General features: G+C 45.3%; 20 protein-coding genes. 9 read left to right on the top strand and 11 right to left on the bottom strand.

From position 1 onward, the window contains the following. Positions 1 to 51 precede the first annotated feature (51 nt). Complete coding sequence (locus tag L9Q39_RS06195) at positions 52 to 846, top strand: fumarylacetoacetate hydrolase family protein (RefSeq protein WP_237484232.1); 795 nt, start codon at positions 52 to 54, stop codon at positions 844 to 846. A 32-nt stretch (positions 847 to 878) separates the two neighbouring features. Here the strand turns inward: L9Q39_RS06195 and L9Q39_RS06190 are convergent, their stop codons facing one another. The 7 genes from L9Q39_RS06190 to pspA form a co-directional block, all read right to left on the bottom strand. Beyond that, a complete protein-coding gene (locus tag L9Q39_RS06190) occupies positions 879 to 1,493 on the bottom strand; it encodes a DNA-3-methyladenine glycosylase I (protein WP_237484231.1) in 615 nt (204 codons plus the stop codon). Between the two features lie 179 nt (positions 1,494 to 1,672). Continuing rightward, the gene (locus L9Q39_RS06185) at positions 1,673 to 4,777 is read right to left on the bottom strand and encodes an efflux RND transporter permease subunit (protein WP_237484230.1); all 3,105 of its coding nucleotides are present in this window, start codon (positions 4,775 to 4,777) and stop codon (positions 1,673 to 1,675) included. After that, the gene (locus L9Q39_RS06180) at positions 4,777 to 5,847 is read right to left on the bottom strand and encodes an efflux RND transporter periplasmic adaptor subunit (RefSeq protein WP_435532811.1); all 1,071 of its coding nucleotides are present in this window, start codon (positions 5,845 to 5,847) and stop codon (positions 4,777 to 4,779) included. Before L9Q39_RS06180 ends, L9Q39_RS06185 begins: the two co-directional genes overlap by 1 nt. Position 5,848: 1 nt before the next feature. Continuing rightward, positions 5,849 to 6,883: an efflux RND transporter periplasmic adaptor subunit gene (locus L9Q39_RS06175; protein WP_237484228.1), complete on the bottom strand. Its 1,035-nt coding sequence runs from the start codon at positions 6,881 to 6,883 to the stop codon at positions 5,849 to 5,851. Between the two features lie 174 nt (positions 6,884 to 7,057). Then, positions 7,058 to 7,447 (bottom strand): envelope stress response membrane protein PspC, encoded by a 390-nt coding sequence (gene pspC, locus L9Q39_RS06170; RefSeq protein ID WP_237484227.1) that lies wholly within the window; start codon positions 7,445 to 7,447, stop codon positions 7,058 to 7,060. Beyond that, positions 7,437 to 7,673 carry an envelope stress response membrane protein PspB gene (gene pspB / locus L9Q39_RS06165; RefSeq protein WP_237484226.1) on the bottom strand — a complete coding sequence of 79 codons (237 nt, stop codon included), beginning with the start codon at positions 7,671 to 7,673 and terminating at the stop codon, positions 7,437 to 7,439. The genes pspC and pspB overlap by 11 nt, the downstream gene beginning before the upstream one ends. 18 nt (positions 7,674 to 7,691) lie before the next feature. Then, positions 7,692 to 8,360 (bottom strand): phage shock protein PspA, encoded by a 669-nt coding sequence (gene pspA, locus L9Q39_RS06160; protein WP_237484225.1) that lies wholly within the window; start codon positions 8,358 to 8,360, stop codon positions 7,692 to 7,694. 181 nt (positions 8,361 to 8,541) lie between these two features. On the opposite strand from pspA, the gene pspF reads away from it, so the two are divergent. From pspF to L9Q39_RS06130, 6 genes are all read left to right on the top strand, one after another. Continuing rightward, entirely contained in the window at positions 8,542 to 9,618 is a 1,077-nt protein-coding gene (gene pspF / locus L9Q39_RS06155; protein ID WP_237484224.1) for a phage shock protein operon transcriptional activator, read from the top strand. A 187-nt stretch (positions 9,619 to 9,805) separates the two neighbouring features. Then, a complete protein-coding gene (locus tag L9Q39_RS06150) occupies positions 9,806 to 11,425 on the top strand; it encodes an ABC transporter substrate-binding protein (protein WP_237484223.1) in 1,620 nt (539 codons plus the stop codon). Continuing rightward, positions 11,426 to 12,388 carry an ABC transporter permease gene (locus L9Q39_RS06145; protein ID WP_237484222.1) on the top strand — a complete coding sequence of 321 codons (963 nt, stop codon included), beginning with the start codon at positions 11,426 to 11,428 and terminating at the stop codon, positions 12,386 to 12,388. It abuts the gene before it with no gap. After that, positions 12,375 to 13,262 carry an ABC transporter permease subunit gene (locus L9Q39_RS06140; RefSeq protein WP_237484221.1) on the top strand — a complete coding sequence of 296 codons (888 nt, stop codon included), beginning with the start codon at positions 12,375 to 12,377 and terminating at the stop codon, positions 13,260 to 13,262. Before L9Q39_RS06145 ends, L9Q39_RS06140 begins: the two co-directional genes overlap by 14 nt. After that, positions 13,262 to 14,257, top strand: coding sequence for a peptide ABC transporter ATP-binding protein (locus L9Q39_RS06135; RefSeq protein ID WP_237484220.1), 996 nt, complete (start codon positions 13,262 to 13,264; stop codon positions 14,255 to 14,257). The genes L9Q39_RS06140 and L9Q39_RS06135 overlap by 1 nt, the downstream gene beginning before the upstream one ends. Then, the gene (locus tag L9Q39_RS06130) at positions 14,254 to 15,039 is read left to right on the top strand and encodes a peptide ABC transporter ATP-binding protein (RefSeq protein WP_237484219.1); all 786 of its coding nucleotides are present in this window, start codon (positions 14,254 to 14,256) and stop codon (positions 15,037 to 15,039) included. The genes L9Q39_RS06135 and L9Q39_RS06130 overlap by 4 nt, the downstream gene beginning before the upstream one ends. Positions 15,040 to 15,174: 135 nt before the next feature. On the opposite strand, the gene L9Q39_RS06125 is transcribed toward L9Q39_RS06130, so the two are convergent. From L9Q39_RS06125 to rnm, 4 genes are all read right to left on the bottom strand, one after another. After that, complete coding sequence (locus tag L9Q39_RS06125; protein ID WP_237484218.1) at positions 15,175 to 16,710, bottom strand: hypothetical protein; 1,536 nt, start codon at positions 16,708 to 16,710, stop codon at positions 15,175 to 15,177. 285 nt (positions 16,711 to 16,995) lie between these two features. Further along, entirely contained in the window at positions 16,996 to 17,934 is a 939-nt protein-coding gene (gene rluB, locus L9Q39_RS06120) for a 23S rRNA pseudouridine(2605) synthase RluB (RefSeq protein ID WP_237484217.1), read from the bottom strand. Positions 17,935 to 18,111: 177 nt separating this feature from the next. Next, on the bottom strand, positions 18,112 to 18,732 hold the full coding sequence (locus L9Q39_RS06115) for an L-threonylcarbamoyladenylate synthase (RefSeq protein WP_237484216.1): 621 nt from the start codon (positions 18,730 to 18,732) through the stop codon (positions 18,112 to 18,114). Positions 18,733 to 18,815: 83 nt separating this feature from the next. Beyond that, entirely contained in the window at positions 18,816 to 19,670 is an 855-nt protein-coding gene (gene rnm, locus L9Q39_RS06110) for an RNase RNM (RefSeq protein ID WP_237484215.1), read from the bottom strand. 377 nt (positions 19,671 to 20,047) lie between these two features. Here rnm and L9Q39_RS06105 point away from each other — a divergent pair, with 377 nt between their 5' ends. Both L9Q39_RS06105 and L9Q39_RS06100 read left to right on the top strand, forming a co-directional pair. Beyond that, on the top strand, positions 20,048 to 21,613 hold the full coding sequence (locus L9Q39_RS06105; protein WP_237484214.1) for an anthranilate synthase component 1: 1,566 nt from the start codon (positions 20,048 to 20,050) through the stop codon (positions 21,611 to 21,613). Between the two features lie 6 nt (positions 21,614 to 21,619). Then, the gene (locus L9Q39_RS06100; protein WP_237484213.1) at positions 21,620 to 22,255 is read left to right on the top strand and encodes an aminodeoxychorismate/anthranilate synthase component II; all 636 of its coding nucleotides are present in this window, start codon (positions 21,620 to 21,622) and stop codon (positions 22,253 to 22,255) included. The last annotated feature ends 1 nt before the right edge of the window (position 22,256 follow it).

The raw sequence follows: 22,256 nt of genomic DNA, 5'->3' as shown, positions 1-22,256 counted from the left end.
CTTTAGCTATTCTCATTGCAGTCTATTTTACATCGAATAAGGAAATTCACCATGAAAGCATGGTTTGCATTAGTTTTGTTACCCTTCACCCTCTCAGCAGCACAATTTGGTTATGGAGAATATCAAGGCAAAGCCTATTGGCTTAAAGTGTCTGACAGCAACCCCAATCAATATCAATTACTTTCCAACGCGCCTTTTGAGTCTTATCAAACTGTGCAAACCGTTAACGCTGATCAGGTTGCAAAACTGCCACCGATCGAAAAAGGCAGTGTGTATGCGGTTGGGCTCAACTATCGCAGCCATGCAGGTGATTCCGGCGCTCGTAAACCAGAAATCTTTTTTAAGTCCTATGACTCAGTGGTATTGAGTGGCGATTTAACACGCCCTAAAGGTGCAACCAATGTTCATTTTGAAGGAGAGTTGGTCGTAGTCATTGGGCGTCAATGCTATCAGGTAAGCGAGGCCGAGGCATTGCAATGTGTCTTTGGCTATCTTGCGGGTAACGATTTGACCGAACGAAGTTGGCAAGGGCAAGATTTGCAGTGGTGGCGAGCGAAAGGAGCGAAAGGCTTTGGTCCGGTATCCGATTGGATTCAAACCGCAATAACCATCGACAAGCAGGTTGTCACAACGACCCTTAACGGACAAATTATGCAGCAAGAGACCGTTGCTAACATGATCCATGGTGTGAGCGACATTATTGTTCATGCGAGTCAATATATTGAACTGCGACCCGGCGATCTTATTTTTACAGGGACACCGGGCAGAACACGTGCTCTCAAATCGGGTGATGTTGTGTCAGTATCGATTGATGATATTGGCTCGGTTACCAATACTATTCGATAACCCTTTAATCACTCAATTCGCCTAGCTTGCATTTATTGTGCGTTAACCAACTGGAACTCAATTCCCTGCCGTTGGTAATCGTCGAGTAACTGTTGGCGGCGATAACAGTCTTGACTGTGATCATTAATCAAACCCGTTGCCTGTAAGTAGGCGTACATAATGGTCGTGCCGATAAATTTAAAGCCACGCTTTTTTAGATCTTTACTCAATGCATCAGAAACCGATGATGTGGTTGGGTACTGTTCCAAACTCTGCCAACTGCCCACCTGTACTTTGTGATCAACAAAGTCCCATAGGTATTGGCTAAAACTGCCAAACTCTTGCTGCACCGCGATAAACCGCTGCGCGTTGTTGATGGTGGCGGCAATTTTTAATTTATTGCGAATAATGCCCGCATCATTTTGCAGCCTTAATTGGTCTTGCTCTGTAAACTGAGCCACTTGCTGCACATCAAAACTGGCAAAAGCCGATCGGTAGCCTTCTCTTCTTCTTAGAATGGTGTACCAACTCAATCCGGCTTGTGCCGATTCAAGGATAAGAAACTCAAACAAGGTTTGGTCATCATAGACGGGCACGCCCCACTCTTTGTCGTGGTATTCAACATAATCGGGCTTACTGGTGTCTAACCAAGGGCAACGTTGGCACATAGAATTTCACTCCATCAACGAAAACGTGCAAAAAATGCCACTTTCAAAGTGGCATTTTTAACTATTGTCTGTCCATGATATCAAAGACGGTGTGATTTACCGTGTACCGCATAGCAATTAATACATGCCGTTAATACACAGCAATGATGCCTATTGCCACGTAAACCTAACTTAATGCACTAGCTCGCGACCTTAATCTTGTGGAACAGTCTGTAAAACACAGGGACCACAATCAGGGTTAACACGGTGGCAAAACCTAAACCAAACATAATCGTTACTGCCATTGGCTTGAAGAAAATGTCCGGCAGCAGCGGAATCATACCTAAAATCGTGGTGATGGCCGCCATACAGACAGGTCTTACACGACTTAGCGCAGCATCAACTACCGCCACATAAGGCTCCTTCCCTGAACGGATCTCGATGTCGATCTGATCTAACAGAACGATACCATTTTTCAATACCATGCCTGATAAGCTTAAGAATCCAAGCAACGCCATAAAGCCGAACGGAGTATTAAGCGCAAGCAAGCCCGTCGTCACCCCAATCAATGCCAGTGGCACCGTCAACCAGACGATTACCGCTTCTTTCACTGCATTAAACAAGAAGATGGTGATTAGGAACATAAACAAGTAGCCCATTGGCATCGTTTGGAATAGTGAAGCTTGGGCATCACCCGACGATTCATATTCTCCGCCCCACTCCAGAGAGTAACCCGGTGGCAGTTCTATTGCTTCGATCTGCGGTTGGATACGCTTTTGCAGTGTTGCTGCGGTTTCTTCACCCAATAAATCGGGGTCAGCCATTATCGTAAGCATTCGCTTGCGATTTTTACGCACAATAATGGGGTCTTCCCAGCGCACATCATAACCCTGTGTCACTTGCTGAAACGGAATAAACTCGCTCAGCGTCGGACTCCAAATCATCATGCCTTCGATGTTACGAATATCAACTCGCTCTTCGTCAGGAAGGCGGGCAACAATCGGCATCAAAGTGGTGCCGTCACGATACAGACCGACACTCTTACCGGAGAACGACATTTCCAACACATCATCGACATCGGATTTGGTAATGCCATAGCGTCGAGCTTGGCTTTCTATGAAGATAGGCTCCAACACCTTAGTCCGCTCACGCCAGTCATGACGAATATTAAACGCCCCTGGGTCCGCATACATGATGTCCATCACCTGTGCCGCAATCGAACGCAACACGGTTGGGTCTGAACCAATAACACGCGCCTCTATTTTCGCACCACCGCCTGGACCTAATTCAATCTGCTTCAGCTTGTAGTTGATCTCAGGAAAGCTGTCATTCATGTATACCCGGAATCTTTCCATCAGTGGCTGTAAGCCCGTGTAATCTTTCACTCGCGTGGTAATTTCACCATAGGCGGCATAGCTCTTTTCCGGAGAATAGGTCAGCATAAAACGCTGCAAACCTTTGCCTGCCGTGGTGGTGATATGGTCAGTTTCAGGCTGATCGGCAATCCAAGACTCTAACGCTTTTAGCTTGGTATTGGTGGCGCGAATATCCGTTCCCTCAGGCAACCAAACATCCACCTGAAACATCGGTGTCGTAGACGCTGGGAAAAAGGACTGCTTCACCAAGGTAAAGCCATAAATACTGCCAGCTAACAGCGATACCAACACCACAACCGTGAGCCATGCTCGATGCATACAAAATTCAAGAAATTTTCTATACACAACAAAAATCACGCCGTTATAGGGATCGCTTCCTCCCTCCTCTTCACCCTTGATTTTCTGTCCTCGGAAGAAAAGGTCAGCAAAGAATGGCGTTAACGAAATGGCAGTAAACCAACTCAACATCAGTGATATCAACAGCACGGTAAATAACGTACCGCAATACTCACCAGTTGAATCTTCGGACAGTCCAATAGGTGCAAACGCGGTTACCGCGATCACTGTTGCGCCCAACAATGGCCACTTAGTCTGGGTCACAATGTCTGTGGCGGCTTGCAGCCTAGTCCTCCCTTTCTGCGTGCCTATCAATATCCCTTCGACCACCACAATGGCGTTATCCACCAGCATCCCTAAGGCGATGACCAGCGCCCCCAGCGAAATACGTTGCAGGTCAATAGCCATATACTGCATAAAGATAAAGGTACCCAATACCGTCAACAGTAAAATTAAACCGATTAATAGTCCTGAACGCAGCCCCATAAAAAACAGCAACACGATGATTACGATCGCGACGGCTTGCCCCAAGCTCACCACAAAACCGCGTACCGACTTATCGACCTCTTTCGGCTGGCTATAAACTTCTAGTATTTCAATGCCGACTGGTTGCTGAAACTTGAGTTCTGCAAGACGACGGTAGAGTCGATCCCCTACTTCCACAACGTTCACACCCGAAGCGAACGAGATACCAACGTTAAGTGCCACTTCACCGTTATAGTTGATGATGTTGCTCGGCACTTCTATAAAGCCTCGTTTTATTTCCGCCACGTCTTTCAGGAATATCAGACCTTGCGCGCCACCTTCTGTCAAAATCAAATCGCCCAGCTCTGAGACATCGGCAAACTGACCAGTGGGTTGGATACGAATATACTCGCTGCCAATTCGAGTCGCGCCAGCATCGGACACCACGTTTTGGGTTTCTAACAGGTTAAAAATGGTACTCGGCGCGATACCCAACGAACTAATCCGCTTGATCGAGATCTCGATAAATACCTGCTCTTGCTGCTCACCCGTCACCGAGACTTTACTGACACCATCAATCAGCTCGAGTTCACGACGCAAATAGTCCACATAATCGAGCAGTTCTTTGTAACTATAACCCTTACCGGTCAGTGCAAATAAAACCCCGTAAACATCACCAAAATCATCAATAACGGTCGGAGAACTGACGCCTGGAGGCAAAGAACTTTCAATGTCATTCACCTTACGTCGTAGTTCATCCCAAATCTGCGGGAGATCATCAGGACCATAGTTATTTTTCATGGTCACCGTGATCTGCGATAAACCTCGGCTAGAGATGGAGTTAACCTCATCAACATAAGTCAATTGTTGGATCGCTTTCTCTATCGGATAGGTCACCTCCTCCTCAACTTGCTGAGGTGTGGCACCCGGATAGTTAGTCACCACCATGGCATCTTTGATGGTAAAGGCGGGATCTTCTAAACGCCCAAGCCCAAAGAAAGCTGACACTCCACCAATCAAAAAGATCAATGCCATCATCCAACTGATGACCTTATTGCGAATAAAATAGGCCGCGACACCGGTGATTTCATCGTCGCTTTGAGGCTGATTCGTTTGCTGCTGGCTCATTATTTCGCCTCCTGCGATATCACTTCGACTTCAATTCCTTCACGTAGGCGACTCAGACCCGCAACCACGATTGGTTGTTGTTGGCTTAGACCATCTATGATCTGAATTCTTGCGCTAGTGACCTTACCAGTAACCACTTTCTGTTTACTGACCGTGTTATCTTGATTCAGCACCCAAACGTATTTCTCATGGCTATTTAACGAATCACCATCTTGGTTAAACACCGCTTCAATCGGCGCATTCACCCCTGTGTTTAGCTTCAGTCCAACATCTGCCGCCGCCGAGGTCACATCAACAGCCATGCCATCTAAGACAAATTCATCCTCCGGCATCGGCATTGCCAGCGTGGCAGTGTAAGTACCCAAAGCCGGATCCGGTTCCGTAGTGAACTCCTTAAGGTAAGCGGTATATTCATTGCCTGACGGAACGCGCACAACAGCAGTAATACCGCCATTTTTATCATCATGAGGCTGATTAAGGGAATAGCTGTCTGGAAGTTGCAGTACTATCTCAACCGCTTCAATACTATGGATATTAACCACCTGCTGACCAATTTTTACGTTCTCAAACTGCTCAGCAGAGACACGCGAGATCACCCCATCTACCGGCGCTATCAGTTGAGTATAAGAAAGACGTAGCTTGGCAAGGTCAAGCTCGGCACGAGCGTAAGCCCGCTGCGCCGCAATCTCATCAAATTGCGACTGAGCCAATAGCCCTTTCGCCACCAAAGGACTGGAACGTCGATACTGGCTATCCACGACGTTAAACGATGCTTGGGCGTTGTCGACGTCCAGTTGATAGTCCGTGGGGTCAAGCTTTGCCAATACTTGCCCCTTCTTAACAAAATCCCCCTCATTTAAGTCAATGACGCTGATTTCGCCATTGACCCGAAAACTTAATTGAGAGCGATCCGCCGCTCTCGCAATCGCTGGGAAATAAAGTTGGCTCTTAAGATCTTGCGTTGAAATGTTCGCTACCTTCACTTTAGGAACTTCATTTCTTGGTTCAACGGGAGCCGTCTCGCAACCGACTAGTGCTAATACCACTACTGAGAGCAATATCATCTTCATATTAAAGCCCTCTTTCCTTAATCCACTCACGCACCTTGATGCCGGGTTCTATCCCTTCAATGCCGGAAATAACAATCTGATCACCGTTATTTAATCCAACCTCGACTTGTCCTTTGTCATTCAAGGTCACCGGCACTTTTTCAACGATGCCTTCAGCATTTACTCGCCAAACACATTGCTTGCCACTCTCCTCAAATAGAGCAGATCGGGGAATGACCGTCGCCGATGTACTTTTTGCGATAATGCGTAGTTGCCCTGCCATGCCCGGTAAGATCCCAACATCATTCGGACGCTCCATGACCATCGTCACGTTGTAGGCTCCAGTTTGAGGATCGGCTTCGGTATCAATTTCTTGGAAAGTCACCTCATAAGAATGCTTAGGATAGGCATCAAACGTCATCGACGCCTCAATCCCTTGATCGGCTTGAAAGCGATTAAGCAGATAGTCCGGCATCTGGAAAATAACCTTGAGTAACTGATTGGACTGGATATTCATCACACCTTGATTGGTCGCGATGTATTCATAGTTGTTGGCTGGAATAATGGAGACCGTTCCGTCGTAGGGCGCAACGAGTTGAGTGTAGGTGAGATTAGCTTGTGCTTGTGACCAGTTAGCCCGCGCTGAGTTCATATTTGACTTCGCTTGATCAAAGTCCTGTTCTGAAACAACTTGGTCTTTGCGCAATTTAAGCGCACGTTTGTACTGTACATCCGCTAACTGGAAATTGGCTTTCGCCTGTTTTTCTAATAGTTGATATTCCTCAGGATCCAACTGGGCAAGTCGTGCCCCTTTTGTGACCTGTTGCCCTTCTCGGACACTAATATCCATCAACTGTCCAGGGACGCGAAAAGTCAAAACCGCTTTATCACCCGCTTCCGAAGTGGCAGGAAAGGTTCTTTCGAATTGACTATTACCCACCGTGACCACAAACAATTTTGCTGGCCGTGATTCAGGTTCAGGAACCGGTGGTGGCTCCTGACCGCACCCCACTAACGTACTTACAACAATAAATAGTGAAAGGAGACTTTTGTTCATGTTTAACTATCCTGTCAAACCAAAGTGACCGCTTGATTTGTCAAAACAATTTGTCAAAACAGATCGATAAGCCACTTGGACATACTGTGATAGCTTAAAACATAGTATAGAGATGTCACCTTTACCACCAAGTGACTAATTATTAATTATTTTATTTACCCACAGGGTAAAATATTAGAGTTTACTGAACTCTCGATTTACCTTAAACGATTCGGAAGTGACATACGCTTCCATCTCTCGTAAACGCCCTTCCACTTGATTTAGGTCACCTTCAACCGTTTTAAGCAGTTGTGCGGGATTCTGTCCTTGCTTCCAAGGCTTACTTTTCAATGAGTGTTCTTGCTTAGCTTGTTGCGCCATACGTTGGTCTTCCGGTTGTTTCTCCAACATAAGACTCATGGCGATGTAAGCCAACATTACTAAAAAGCTACCACCAAGCAGAGCGGCTGAGATGACCAGTATCCGCACCAGCCACACCTCAAGGTTAAAAAAGTTGGCCAAGCCGGCACAAACACCTGATAATTTGCCGTTGACCGGGTCTTTATACAGGTTTTTATGAATCATGACGTTGCCTCCACGTTGGGGTTTCTGCATCAAGAATACGCTCCAATGTCGTGACACGTTGTTGCATCTGCTCAGCGCGCTCACTCAAGGTTTGTAGCTGTTGCTGTTCTTTTTCCGACAAACCTAGCCCAGACTTGCGCTTACTCCGATAGTGTAAAAACAGCCACAAGGGGGCGACAAAAATTAAGAAAACAATCAGTGGTCCGGCGATCAAAAATGTCGACATACAACTCTTCCTCGGTGATTACTGGTCTTTATTCAGTTGCTGCTTAAGTTTCTCTAACTCTTTTTCAATCTCATCTTGAGCTTTAAGTTCAGCAAACTCTTGGTCTAACGATTTAGCTTGACCCGTTTGTGCGTAAAGGTCCGCTTCAGCTTCTAACTCGTCAATCTTACGAGAATACTGTTCGAACTTCGCCATCGCTTCGTTAGTACGACTGGTGTGCAGATGCTTTTGAACATCACGGCGATTATTGGCTGTTTGTGAGCGAATCGTTAGCGCCTGCTGCTTTGCACGAGTCTCGGTAATCTTGGTTTCTAACTTAGTAATTTCACCAGTTAGCTTATCGATGGTCTCTTCAATCAACGTTTGTTCATCATGCAACCCTTTGACAATAGACTCTAATTTTTGCTTCTCAATTAAAGCGGCTCGAGCTAAATCTTCACGCTGCTTGGTCACGGCAAGTGTCGCTTTGTGTTGCCACTCTTCAATTTGTGCTTCGATACTGGTCACTTTACGTGCCAACTCTTTTTTATCGGCAATGGCTTTCGCGGAATTAGTGCGCACTTCCACTAGAGTGTCTTCCATCTCCTGAATAATCAGGCGAATCATTTTTTCTGGATCTTCCGCTTTATCCAATAGTGCACTAATGTTTGAATTTACGATATCTGCAAATCGAGAAAAGATACCCATATGTCACTCTCCTAATATTTGGTTTTCATTACAACACATTACCTAGTCTATCTAACAAGAGTCGTGCCAATTTTTAATGTTAATAAATTCAAATAGATAGCTTTTATCCTATCTTCACCTAGACCAAGCGTGCTAGTCTTAAACCAATTATTGGCGATATTTACCAAGTTTGGAACTTAGCATGGCAGACAACCTGATTGGCGAATCCCCTTATTTCTTGAGCGTGTTGGACAAGGTGTCACAGTTAGCCCCGATCAATCGACCAGTTCTGGTCATCGGTGAGCGTGGTACCGGGAAAGAACTCATCGCTCACCGATTACATTACTTGTCGACTCGCTGGGACCAACCGCTTGTTTCGTTAAATTGCTCCACCTTAAGTGAAGGCTTGATAGACTCTGAACTGTTTGGTCATGAGTCTGGATCGTTTACCGGCGCTAAAGGGCGCCATCAAGGGCGGTTTGAGCGCGCAGAAAACGGAACACTGTTCTTGGACGAACTGGCGACCACTCCACTCGCTGTTCAAGAAAAATTACTCCGCGTGATTGAATATGGTCAATACGAGCGCGTTGGAGGCTCACAGACATTGGAAGCCAATGTCCGTCTAGTCTGTGCCACCAATGAAGACCTTCCAGAACTTGCCAAACAAGGCTTATTTCGGGCCGATTTACTTGACCGACTCGCCTTTGATGTTATCCATATTCCACCGCTGCGTCATCGCCAGCAAGACATTGCTTTGCTGGCACAACATTTTGCCATCAAAATGTGTCGGGAATTGGCATTGCCTTTATTTGTCGGCTTTGCCGAGAGCGCATGGCAACAAATGCTGGAATACCCTTGGCCGGGGAACATTCGTGAACTCAAAAACGTTGTCGAACGCGCCATCTACCTACATGGTCGCAATCCAGACCCTATCGAACATATGATCCTTGACCCATTTAAAGCGCCGTTTGACAGTGAACTCATGACGACTAATCGTCATACTGAAAGCAGTCATCATGTTGACAGCAGTCATCATACCGAAAGCGATAACCCTAAGGACACGATTCAAACGCATGACACGGACGCGAATCCACTCAACATTGAGTTCACCGCTCCAGCATTTCCCCTTAATTTCAAGGCGTGGCAGCAAGAGCAAGATATTCAACTATTGAAGTTAGCGTTGCTCGAAACCCAATATAACCAGCGAGAAACCGCTAAGTTACTGAGTTTAAGCTATGATCAGCTAAGAGGCATGGTGAGAAAATACCAGCTAGTCTAGTCTTATCCGGAATATGACGATGATTGCATCCACAGGGCATCAAACCATTAATTTCATCGTTAAGTACCTGTACTTGTTGGTTAAGGCCTACAAAAAGTGGTAGATTACTCGGATCTGTATACCCAGCATCTTTAGCGCCCAATGGATTGGGTATATTGCATTCACTTTTTCAGAATGTAGCGTGTTTATGAAGGCATCACATAAATTAACTCTTGGCTTATTCAGCCTGCTCACCCTCGTTGGGTGTGGTAAAGAAATTGATCATACGAAAATTCGCCAAGACGGTTTTGTGTTTTGTGGCCAAGGTCGACCAAGCACTTTCAACCCTCAATTGGTCGATGGCGGTATTACCGTCGAGTCTATCGCGCCTCAATTATTTGATACTTTACTCACTCTTGACCCGATTACTCATCAGCCAAGACCCAACATTGCCAAGCATTGGACCGTCAATGATTCAGGCACTGAGTATGTGTTTTCATTGAGAGAAGGGGTCGAGTTTCAAACCACCAAGTGGTTTACGCCAACCAGATCAATGAATGCAGACGATGTGGTGTTTAGCTTTGACCGTATCATCAATAAACACAACCCGTTCCATCATGTCGGCGAAAGCATCTATCCTTGGTTCGCAGCCATCAACTTCTCGGCTCTGGTCTCTGAAGTCACGGCAATTGATGACTTACATGTACGCTTTACCCTGACCAAGCCAGATAATTCTTTTATTTCCAATATTTCGACGGCTCACGCGCCGATTTTATCCGCTGAATACGCCCAACAATTGAAGCAAAATGGTCAACGCGCCAACATTGACCAGTTGCCAGTCGGTAGTGGACCTTTCTACTTAGACGAGTACCAAGTCTCTGACTTAGTGCGACTAAAACGCCACGACCACTATTGGGGCGGTGCAGCATCAATGAAACAAGTGGTCTTTGATATCTCTCACCGCGGTGCCGGGGCTTTAGCAAAACTGCTACGCCAAGAGTGTGATGTACTAAACTCACCCTTATCTAGTCAAATCCCAATTATTGATGCCGATGAGTCGGTTGTACTACAAGCAAAACCGGCGATGAACGCGGCATTTGTTGCCATCAATACCCAGCATCAGGCGCTAGCCGATGTGCGGGTGCGCAAGGCGCTGAGTTTAGCGATCAATCGAGATACCATTATTGAGGCGGTCTATTTTGGTAGTGGCACCAAAGCAGACTCCCTTGTTCCGCCTGATATTGTTCGCTACGACACCAATGCCAGTCAACTAAGGTATGACCGCAATTATGCGATGGCACTATTGCGTGAAGCTGGATACGAGAACAACTTGGTGCTGGATATGGCGGTTCCACTCGAACCTCGTGTCTACAACCCAAGCCCGCGTAAAACGGCGGAATTGATTCAAGCCAATTTCTCGGATATTGGTGTCCAACTAAATCTAATCACCGACGATCGAAGCAAGCGAGTAGAGTTAGCGAACATGGATAACATCGACCTATTGCTTACCGGATGGGTTGGCAATACTGGTGATCCCGATAACTATCTGCGCCCTTTACTATCGTGTGCCTCAAAGCAAAAAGGGCTGAACCTGTCCTCGTGGTGCAACCCGGATTTTGACACTCTACTTGATCTTGCCTTAGAAGTAGCGAATCCTCGTTATCGCGCCAACCTTTACAATCAAGCTCAAGAGATACTCAGTGAGGAAATGCCAGTATTACCCCTTGCTCACGGTAAAAAATATCAAGCACATAGTGTGAATTTAGGCGGTTTTAAAACCAGTCCGTTCAACTCTCAACCTTTTGACCAAGTAACGAGGCTAAAATAGATGTTTTGGTACGCAATTAGGCGCTTGAACTTATTCTTTATTACCTTGCTGATGTTAACCGTCGTCGGCTTTAGTCTGTTAAAACTTGAGCCAGACTCTTCATTGTATGACATGACGTTTTTGGCTGGCTGGTTAGAGTATCTAGGTCAATTAAGCCAATTTAACTTTGGCTATACCAAGGCAGGCGTACCCATCAGCCAAGAGCTCGCCAGTGTGTTGCCAGCGACGTTAGAGCTCTGTTTCGCGGCATTCAGCATTTCTCTGCTCGTGGGTATTCCCGCCGGCACGATTGCGGGAATGCGTAAGGGCAAACTCATCGACACGGTGATTTCCTTCACCTCGATGATCGGTTATGCCGCGCCGCTATTTTGGATAGCGCTGCTGATGATTATGTATTTTTCACTCAACTTTGAGTGGTTCCCTGTCGCTGGGCGCTATGACCTGTTGTACGAAATCGATCATGTTACTGGTTTTGCGCTTATTGATGCCATTGTTTCAGATAGCCCTTATCGCGCCGAAGCGCTGCAGAGCGTCATTGAACATATGTTCTTGCCGTGCTTAGTGTTAGCGCTTTCTCCTACCATGCAGGTTATTCGCATGATGCGCACCTCAGTCACCGAAGTCATGGCACAAAACTATATCCGCGTTGCTCGTATTAAGGGTCTTTCCAATTACGAAATTGTCATCGAACACGTACTTCGTAACGCTATTCCACCAATTATTCCCAAATTAGGGGTACAGCTGTCGAGTATGATTACGCTTGCCATCATGACCGAATCGATTTTCAACTGGCCCGGTATTGGTCGCTGGTTATTGGATGCGCTCTCTAACCAAGACTACGCCTCTATTCAAGCGGGTGTCATTGTGGTTGCCACCATTGTTCTCGCCGCCAGTATTCTATCGGATTTGTTTGGCGCGATAATTAATCCACTGGTAAGGAAGAACTGGAATGCCGTCAGATAACGTTTATCAAGAAGAACGAATTCCATCACAGCTAGAACGTTTTTGGCGCAGTTATCGCGACAATAATCTGTCGATGTTTGGGCTTTGGTGTTTGATCGCCACTATTTTGGTGACCCTCCTGTCTCCTTGGATCATGCCATTTGACCCCATAGAACAAAGCACCAAATTGCTTATGCCGCCTTCATGGTCACCAGATGGCACGGTAGAGAACTTCTTAGGCACTGATGATCTGGGGCGTGATATTTTATCGCGCATCATCGATGGTACGCGTCTCTCCTTTGGCGCGGCGTTAGTGATTACCGCTATTGCGATGATGATTGGTTCAGTGATCGGTATTTTAGCGGGCGTGACAAAAGGTTTACTATCAAGCACCTTGAACCACCTGCTTGATACGGTAATGTCAATCCCATCACTATTATTGGCTATCATCTTTGTGGCGTTTTTAGGACCGGGCGAGTTCAATATTTTGCTCGCTATCTGTTTGGCGCTGATTCCACGGTTTATTCGCACTATTTATGTCGCAGTCCATGCCGAGATCGCCAAAGATTACATTATGGCAGCCCGATTAGATGGCGCGAATGACTTTTATCTAGTGTGGAACTCCATTTTGCCGAATATTCTCGCGATTATCGCCGCTGAAGTGACCTTTGCGCTATCGGTGGCTATTTTAGATATTACTGCTCTTGGCTTTTTAGGGTTAGGCGCTCAAGCACCGAGTAGTGAATGGGGCGCTATGCTTGGTGATGCTGCTGAGTTGCTCTATCTTGCGCCTTGGACTGTGGTATTACCCGGTCTAGCCATCCTTTATGTTGTTGTTGTTATCAACATTGTTGGCGAAGGAATTCGCAGTGCGTTGAACGCAGGAATTGAATAATGCCAGTTTTAGATATTCGACATCTCACTATTGAAATCGAAACACCACGCGGCTTGGTTAAAGCCGTTGATCGCATGAGCTTCACCATTAACGAAGGTGAAATTCGTGGCCTTGTGGGTGAATCCGGCTCGGGTAAAAGCTTAGTCGCAAAGGCGCTGGTGGGTGTTAAAAAAGACACTTGGCGTATCACTGCTGACCGTATGCGTCTTGGCAATGTTGACCTTTTACAGTTAAGCCCAAAAGAGCGTCGCCGTGTCATTGCTCGCGATGTCGCCATGATATTTCAAGAGCCTTCGACTTGTCTTGACCCATCTGAACCGGTCGGCAAGCAGTTAATGGATTCGATTCCCTCTCGCGCCTTTGAAGGCAAATGGTGGCAAAGATTTAAATGGCGAAAAAAACAGGCCAGCGCCCTACTGCATAAAGTGGGCATTAAAGAACACACCAAAGTGATGCGTCGTTATCCCTATGAGTTAACCGATGGAGAGTGTCAAAAGATCATGATTGCGATGGCAATCGCGGCGAAACCCAAACTGCTGATTGCTGACGAGCCGACCAATGACTTGGACCCGATCACTCAGTCACAGATACTGCGTCTGCTGAGCCGCATGAACCAATTGAATAACACCACGATTATTCTTATCGGTCATGACTTAACAACCATTACCCAATGGGCAACCCGAATCACTGTGATGTATTGTGGGCAATCCGTCGAATCTGCGGATACGCCTAAGCTGTTAACGGCACCCAAGCATCCTTATACGGTTGCGTTATTAAAAGCCATGCCTGACTTTGCCGACAGCGTCAATCACAAACAGAAATTGCAATCATTACCCGGGTCAATTCCTCCATTGCAGAATCTCCCGATTGGATGTCGACTTGGACCAAGGTGCCCGTACGCCCAACGTCAATGTGTTGAAATCCCTCAACCAGTCAGGGTGAAGAACCATAAGTTTAACTGTCACTTCCCGCTGAATTTGGAGACTAAATCATGAGTGAACTCCTTGAAGTCACTGGGTTAAAGAAAGATTTCGTGACCCGCTCTAGCCTATTCAGACGCCATGTTGAACAAGCGGTTAAACCGGTGAGTTTTACACTTAAAGCAGGTGAAACCATCGGTTTTATTGGCAAAAATGGCTCAGGAAAGTCTACTTTAGCGCGCATGCTGGCGGGTGTGGTTGAGCCAACTTCTGGCGAAATACGTGTTAATGGCGACCTGCTGGAACATAAAGATTATTCAACTCGCTGTAAGCTGATTCGCATGATTTTTCAAGATCCCAACACTTCGCTAAACCCGCGTATTCAGATTGGGCGTATTCTTGAAGGTCCACTCAAGCGTAATACCAATATGACGCCAGAAGCCCGTATCCGCCGAGTCAAGGACACGCTGGTTCGCGTTGGTCTGTTACCAGAACACGCTTATTTCTACCCACAAATGCTTGCGGCAGGGCAAAAGCAGCGTGTCTGCCTTGCAAGGGCGCTCATTCTGCAGCCGTCTATCATAGTGGCAGACGAAGCATTGAATGGCTTAGATATGGCAATGCGTTCACAGATCATCAATCTGTTTTTAGAGCTACAAGAAGAGATGGGCGTCGCGTTTGTGTACGTATCCCAGCACATAGGGATTGTTAAGCATATTACCGACCAAGTGATGGTGATGCATGAAGGAACGGTGGTAGAGTACGGCAATACCAAAAAGGTTATTGAAAACCCGCAACATATCATTACGCAGCGTATGGTAGAAAGTCACTTCAATAAGTCACCCGTCCATCGCTAGCCTCAAAATATCAAATAATTATCATAGATATTCCGAGTAAAGCAATAAACAGTAAAACAGCGAGTAACCAAGGTTACTCGCTGTTTTACTGTTATCTAATTAAAAATTGACCGTGAATATCAATACCTATGAACTTTATCGGTTAAGATCTAACAGGTTTGCGATATATTTCGTGTGATAAAAGTTGTCTCCACCATGAATAATAACATCGTGAATATAATTTGGGATATCGCCTTTATATTTTGACCTGATATCTTTCTTTATTTTTTCCATCGACGTAGAGATTGGGTGTCCATTTACCTCTTTTTTTCGTAAGACGTCATTAGACATATCAAAACAGATAACTCTAACATCAGTACCGTACTGCTTTAAGGCGTTCACTTTTCTAGCAACTTTCCAATCTTCAATATTATCACATTCATATATTCCAGCTACTTTTTCGTCAAAATCTTCGCCAAAGTCAAAATCATTGCTACTCAAAACAGTGAACCTTTCTTCAAAGTAACTGAGAATACTATCAAAGTGCTCTGTAACTGCTGGCCACAAGATAGCGACATAATATGCATGATTTTTAATGACTAACTCTTTATATTTATCGTTGATGATTTTTAACTCTTCATCGTTAAAATCATTACTTTCAAACCAAGAATAAGAGTAATCCACTATTCCATGCTTTCTATATTTAATAGATGTCATTGGACGTTGAAAATACAATGAGCAAGCTAATCTATGCGAGCCATCAACCATACTACCAGCATGATTTGTTGTGATTAAAGAGTATGGGTCAAATCCATTTTCATTTACGCTATCAATAAGATTTTTAAACCTTATTTCAGAGCCGTCATTTTTGTTACTCGACCTTTTTTCTTGCATTTTATTGTAAATAATCCAACCTTTATCATTCCCTTCTAGGTATGATTCAATTGCAAGATATCGAACAATTACATCAAAACGATTAAAATTACCATGTTCATCTCTTTGTTGATTAAAGAGCTGAATGGTATCAATAGTTCGAACAGAAATATCCGTAATATCCGTCGACTTCTTGTTTTTTTGATGAAGTTTAACTATTTTTCTTTTTAGTTTATTTACCCGTCTTTTAAAATAGAGCTTTGCAATTATTCGACGAAGTTGCCATTGTTTTGTGACTCGCGCGGAGACATTTTTGGGATAACAATGATAATCATGAAAATTACAGCTACTAAAAAATGAACGTATGTACTTTAAGTGATGACGTTTTCCTGGATTCCGGATCAGTTCAGATACTGCAATAAAAAAATCGGTTTCTTGCGAGGCAAAATACACACCATTTTTTTCAACCGATTTGCTTATACTTTCACTAATGAATAACTTAGAATAGAAATGATCATATTTTGTAAAATCAAACTGGATGACGAGTTTAAATTCATGTTCCAACCTGAGTTTTACTCTCCCTAAATCTTCATCAATATATAAATCACATCCTGTGTTATTAAAGGACTGTTTAAATACTTCAACAATCTTATCAAAACTATCTTCGCCGACCAAGAAGTCAATATCTTTCCCCCAAGGCAATACCTTAAGATCACCATTACTAAATCCATGCTGCTTGATAATAATGTAATCTAAGTTATTTATAGTATCAATACATTTAAAAAATAGTGTATTTAAATTATCCTTTATATTATTCATTTTTATTTTATAACCTTTTAAATTTCAGATATGCACTAGGATAAATCTATAACAAAGATTATAACATAAGCCTCAGGCTTGTAATAGCGGTTAGCATTCCAATTAGACGACTTGATCACTCATCATATTCCCCCCTCTAAACCTTCTAAAGACCATGCCTATTGGCGAAGCTAAGAATACGCTATCCAAAAAAAATCCCTCAATGATGAGGGATTTTTCACTATTCAAACAGGTCTGTTAACAACACTGGGCTATTAACAACAGAGCTATTAGCAACGAAGCAGATTAAGAACGGCGAGTCTTAGCGCGTGCGCCCTGCTCTCCAGCGGCTTTCTTATTGCGACGCTGTTGATTGCTGCGACCTTTCGGTGCGCTTACACGTTCTTCGTGACGACGCACTGCGCGGCGAATCTTTTGGCTACGAGAACGCTCACGTTGGCGAGAAGTGTTCGCTTGATTAAGATCCAATAGCGTTTCTTTTTCTGCTTTTAACTCAACCAATTCACGTAGATAGTTCACTTGTTTCAGGTCAAGTTCCATCCAGCCGCCACGAGGCAGTTTTTTGTCTAAATAGATGTCGCCGTAACGAACACGCTTTAGACGGCTTACGGTTGTCTCTTGAGATTCCCACAAACGACGAACTTCGCGGTTACGACCTTCGTTAATGGCAACGTAGAAAGTATGGTTCATACCTTCACCGCCGGCGTAAACCACGTCTTCAAAACGAGCCATACCATCTTCAAGCTTGACACCGTTCACTAGGTTGCGAACTTTTTGCTCGTTCACTTCACCAAATACACGGACCAAATACTCTCGTTCAACTTGGCGACTTGGGTGCATGAGACGGTTTGCTAATTCACCGTCTGTAGTGAATAGTAATAAACCTGAAGTATTGGCATCAAGACGACCAACAGAGATCCAGCGAGAGCCACGGATCTTAGGTAGACGATCGAAAACAGTACGTCGGCCTTCTGGGTCATTACGCGTACACAACTCACCCTCAGGTTTGTAGTATGCAAGTACGCGACACACCACTTCTTCCTGCACTTTCGCAGAAATTGCGTGTCCATCAATGCGAATAACCGCGTTTTCGTCTTCAAGACGCTCGCCTAATTTCGCAACTTGACCGTTAACACTTACACGACCCGATTTGATTAATGTCTCTAACTCTCGACGAGAACCATGACCTGCTCGTGCCAGTACCTTTTGTAATTTTTCGCTCATTTATCTACCTATAATGTCGTCTTCACAGACGTCGTGACCAGATATCGCGACCTAAAAATCGCGGGCCAGCATTATTACAAATAAACCCCGATCACGCACCAAATTTCTTTGTAAAATTTTCGCTAAGGTTATTGCCCATCCAACCAGTGATTCGTCTGATGTTGCTTCGGGTTTGAACTACTCAAACGGAGCAGTATCTCCCGAACCGACACGGTGAATTTCTACTTCATCGTTGCTGAAGTCCACCACGGTGGTTGGCTGTTCGCCAAGGTAACCACCGTTTAGGATAACATCAACGACGTTATCCAATTGATCCCTTATCTCTTCCGGATCAGATTCGGTCGTTGTATTACCCGGCAAAATCAGTGACGTTGACATCAAAGGCTCACCTAATGCTTCAAGCAAATCCAAGGCAATACGATTATCAGGAACACGTATCCCAATGGTTTTACGCTTTGGGTTCATCAAACGACGCGGCACTTCTTTTGTACCTTTAAAGATAAACGTATATGGACCAGGGGTGTTGTTCTTCAACAAACGGAAAGCATCATTATCGACACGCGCGTACAGCGATAGCTCAGAAAGATCGCGGCACATCAGCGTAAAGTTATGTTTGTCATCCAGACGACGAATGCGGCAAATGCGCTCGAGGGCCTGTTTGTTTTCTAACTGGCAACCAAGGGCATAACCCGAATCCGTTGGGTAGATAATCACACCACCATTTCTAACAATGGCGACAGCTTGACTGATCAGGCGCGTTTGAGGGTTTTCTGGGTGTACATAAAAAAATTGACTCATTGATTATTCCTTCATTATTGGACCGTCATCTGTTGAGTTTTACTTGTTGTTCGACATCGAAGACCGTCGTCAATCACCGTCCATTATAGCGGTGAAATCTCTGTTTTTAATACTAATTTTTCCCATACAGGCGTCACACCCGACGGTAGCCACAGGTTACGACCTAATTCCATCCATGGCGATGGATAATGAAAATCCGACCCTTGTGAGGCTAACAAATTGTAATGTATAGCATAATCGGCTAATAACCGTCGCTCTTGCATTCCTTGCTGCGGTTGTGCCACTTCCATTGCATCACCTTTTGCCTCACTAAAGGCTTCAAGTAACCGCTTCAACCACTTGGTCTTGAGTTGATAACGTGCAGGATGAGCTAACACCGCCACACCTCCTGCGGCGTGGATAGCGCTGATCGCTTCTTCCATCGAGCCCCAATTGGGTGGCACGTAACCGGAATTGTCACGAGTCAGATACTTCTTAAAGACCTGTTGCATAGTTTTCGCATAACCGTTGCTCACTAACCATTGAGCAAAGTGAGCACGGGTAATGGGTGCTTTACCAGCAATCTGCTGTACTTCTTCCAGCACCCCTTCACGGGTGGCTTTGCTGAGACGATGCGCCATCAATTCCGCTCGTTCTTTACGGCGCTGTTTTTGTAATTCAATCAGCGCCAATAGTTGCGGGTTTTGCTCATCAATGCCCAGACCGACAATATGAATATCCTTGTTTTGCCAAACGGTGGAAATTTCGATGCCACTGACCAACTCTATTGGCAGTTCAAGATCGTCAATTACAGATCTGGCTTCGTCGAGTGCGTCGATGGTGTCATGGTCGGTAATGGCTAAAACCGCCACATCAAAGGAGACGGCTCGCTCTAACAATTGTTGAACCGACAAACGCCCATCTGACGCCGTGGTATGGCTATGCAGATCTATCTTCATTTTTTCAATTTTATCTGTTGACTTTCGAACAGCAAACTAGTTAACTAGTACGCAGATACGAAAACTGAGTAATGCACACATGTTACAAGAAAGTAGCACAATCAAGAAAGCTTTAATCCACGCAACCGTAACTCTTGGTTCGTGGTGGCGCACTTGGACACAATCCAGGTGGGCGTTTTCCTGTGCATGACTCGCAGAAAAAGAATTGAAACTAGCCCACTCCATTGAGTGGGTTTTTTATTATCTAAATCAATTGAATAAAGCTTCAACAACGACGCTTTGAAGACATCAGAATTTTATGACACTATACCAAACCGCAAGCGATGATTTGATGGATAGTTTGTCGGATTAAACAAGATTATGGATAAGGAGCTTTTGTGAATAAAGCCATTACAATCAATAAATTAGGGCAATTGGAAGTCAAATCTCTCACACTTCCTTATACACAAGACCCAACCCGTCTGTTTCATACGCTTTGTGAGAACAAAACAGACAGTCTTTTGCTAGAGTCGGCAGAAATCAGCTCCAAGCAAGATCTACAAAGCTTACTGATTGTTGATTCAGCAGTGCGCATCGTCTGCCACGCTCACACCGTCGAGTTTCAAGCGCTCACCTCCAATGGTAGTAATTTATTAGCTCTGATTGCTCAAAACATCAACAGTGAACTGCCCGTCACTCATTCGCAAAACTCGCTAACGATTGAATTCGACATGCCTTCCGACCAACTGGATGAAGACTCAAGACTGCGTGAAGCGTCAAGCTTTGATGCTCTGCGTCTGGTTCGTCATAGCTTCGACCTAGCGGGTTTAGATAAAAACGCGCTATTCATGGGCGGCTTATTTGCTTACGATATGGTGGCAAACTTCGAACCTCTTGGCTCTGCTAAACCAATCAATCAGTGTCCTGATTATGTATTCTACGTCGCTGAAAACTTATTGGTCGTTGATCATCAAACCGAATCATGCGAACTCAAAAGCACACTGTTCAATCACGACGAACAAGAGTTACAGCGCATTGAAGCGCGCATGGACTCTATTCTCAAGCAGTGCCAAGCACTCAAGTCACTACCCGCAGCGACCAAGGTCGCTAACATCCAAGAGCAAGTAAATGTCTCTGACCAAGCCTTCTGCGATACGGTGACCGAGCTCAAGCAATACGTGGTGAAAGGCGATATCTTCCAAGTCGTGCCTTCACGTCGCTTTAGCCTGCCTTGCCCTTCACCATTAGCGGCTTACAAAGAGCTAAAACAGAGCAATCCAAGCCCTTACATGTTCTATATGCAAGATGAGCTCTTTACCCTGTTTGGTGCTTCTCCAGAGAGTGCATTGAAATACTCCGCTCAAACCGACCAAGTCGAGATCTATCCGATTGCTGGCACGCGTCGTCGTGGTAAAAATCCAGATGGAACCATCAACCATGATCTCGACAGCCGCATGGAACTTGAACTGCGCAGCGACACCAAAGAGAACGCAGAACACATGATGTTGGTCGACCTTGCCCGCAACGATGTAGCTCGTATTTCTGAGCCGGGAACGCGCCACGTTGCCGATCTGCTGCAAACGGACCGCTATAGCCACGTTATGCATTTAGTGTCTCGCGTTGTCGGTCAACTGCGTCATGATCTCGACGCGCTGCATGCCTATCAAGCGTGTATGAATATGGGCACATTGACTGGCGCACCTAAAATTCGTGCCATGCAACTGATTCGTCAATTTGAAGGGGAAACCCGTGGCAGCTATGGTGGCGCAGTGGGTTATATGAACGGTGCTGGTGACATGGATACCTGTATCGTGATTCGCTCAGCGTATGTTGAAGATGGCGTCGCAACAGTACAAGCTGGTGCTGGGGTCGTGTTTGATTCTGACCCACAATCAGAAGCTGACGAAACTCGCGGTAAGGCGCAAGCCGTTATTTCTGCGATTAAGAACGCCCACAAGGAGTAAATTGCTATGGCATCTCAAACTACTATGACATCTCAAACTGCTAACCTCGTCTTTGTCGACAACTTTGACTCCTTTACCTATAACTTGGTCGATCAGTTCCGTAGCCTAGGCTATCCGGTGACGATCTACCGTAACCACATTGACGCTAAAGCACTTGCTCAAACGGTGTTGGAGCTTACCAATCCTGTAGTTGTTTTATCTCCGGGTCCGGGCGCACCTTCTGAAGCAGGCTGTATGCCGGAATTGATTCAGCTTTTGCGTGGCAAAGTACCCATGATTGGCATCTGTCTTGGGCATCAAGCGATTGTCGAGGCTTATGGCGGTATCGTTGCCGGTGCTGGCGAAATCCTGCATGGCAAAGTCTCTATGATGAAGCATGAAAATCACGAGATTTATCAAGGTCTGCCTGCTGAACTCGCCATTGCACGCTACCATTCTCTTGTTGCCACACACGTGCCAGAGTCACTGGAAGTCACTGCCGAGGTGGATGGCTTAGTGATGTCGGTTGCCAATCAGCAAGATCGCGTCTGCGGTTTTCAATTCCACCCAGAGTCTATTATGACAACGCATGGTGCGACCCTATTGAGCAACGCCATTCACTGGGCAACAACGCCAAACTCGGTCAACAACAAGGAGCTGTAAT

The organism is Vibrio hippocampi, assembly GCF_921292975.1.
Taxonomy (GTDB): domain Bacteria; phylum Pseudomonadota; class Gammaproteobacteria; order Enterobacterales; family Vibrionaceae; genus Vibrio; species Vibrio hippocampi.
The sequence above is the reverse complement of the archived record's forward strand: the minus strand, read 5'-3'. Positions and strand labels throughout refer to the sequence as shown.